The organism is Synechococcus sp. H60.1 (genome assembly GCF_047462335.1).
Lineage (GTDB): Bacteria > Cyanobacteriota > Cyanobacteriia > Thermostichales > Thermostichaceae > Thermostichus.
In genome coordinates, this window is the sequence record NZ_JANSJA010000272.1 from 1 (window position 1) to 544 (window position 544).

Below are 544 nucleotides of genomic sequence, written 5' to 3' on the forward strand. Positions count from 1 at the left end.
GCTGTCAAGCGGGTGAGGAAACCCCACCCGCCTACGCGGTGGGGTAGTTCATTTGCTCACGGTTTTCCGGCAAGAGCAACTTCTCCAAAGTGCCTTCCGGTAGCGCTGCAAAGGCCTCGTCGGTGGGAGCAAAAACAGTGAAGGGGCCTTCCCCAGCCAGTACCTCCACTAAGTCGGCAGCCTCCAAGGCTTGGATCAACGTGGTGAAAGAGCCGGCCTCAGCCGCAACATCCACAATGGTTTTGCCGGTAGCAGCAGCGGTTTTCACGCTTTCAGAAGTTGCGCCGTAGCTGCCGGCAATGACCGCAGGGACTGCAACCAACGTGGTGGCCGAGACAACAGCCAAGGAAAGAGCGAAGAGATTGCGAATCATGCAATGTAACCCTCCGTGAAGAGTAGGTTTACATTTCTCTATGACGGCTGGGATGGAGCTTGAGTTCCTAAAAATTGAAAAAAGTCCCCAAAAAAGATATTTCCACTGACCCAAAGTACTTTTTTTACAGGGGCTGCAAGGCTAATCTCCGCTGAGGTTAGATTTGCAACA

The 544-nt window shown here is 52.9% G+C and carries 1 pseudogene; it reads right to left on the reverse strand.

The features are described from left to right. Positions 1-49 precede the first annotated feature (49 nt). Positions 50-373 (reverse strand): annotated as a pseudogene (locus NW852_RS12440) (fasciclin domain-containing protein); the annotation flags it as partial. Positions 374-544: the final 171 nt, after the last annotated feature.